This is a genomic window from Aeromonas sp. sif2416, assembly GCF_019218665.1.
In the GTDB taxonomy this organism is placed as follows: domain Bacteria; phylum Pseudomonadota; class Gammaproteobacteria; order Enterobacterales; family Aeromonadaceae; genus Aeromonas; species Aeromonas encheleia.
This window is the reverse complement of sequence record NZ_JAHUXC010000041.1, coordinates 1-385: the sequence shown is the minus strand read 5'-3', so window position 1 is coordinate 385 and position 385 is coordinate 1. Positions and strand designations below refer to the sequence as shown.

Here is a 385-nt window from a genome sequence, read left to right as displayed (position 1 = left end):
TTCACCCACTCATCGAACTGCTGGCGCAGCAGCTCGCGGTTGACGTTGGCCAGCAGCCGGGTCACCGAGCCTGGCAGGTAACGCTGGGGGGTCATCAGCAGCACCAGCAGCATGACGCCGCTGCGCAACTGGGCGTGTTGCAGCTCGGCGGAGGCCAGCAGCCAGCTGTCTTGCAGCCACTCCACCAGCAGCGGCGAGAAGGAGGGATAACCCTGGCCATAGCCGCTGTCGGCATGGGAGGGTTGCAGCAAGGTCTTGAGCTCCTCGACCTCCACCTCGGCCCGCTTGAGGATCTGGCGCACATCGGACAAGGGAGTATCCAGCATCTTCAGCAGCAGGTGCTCGATGCGGATCTCGGCCCCCTGATGGTTGACGCAGAGGGCCG

1 protein-coding gene is annotated in these 385 nt (G+C 64.9%); it reads right to left on the bottom strand.

Annotation, left to right across the window (positions count from 1 at the left end):
- Window positions 1-385 (bottom strand): Clp protease N-terminal domain-containing protein (locus KW821_RS21445; protein ID WP_305729951.1); only part of this gene is annotated, 385 nt, incomplete at both ends.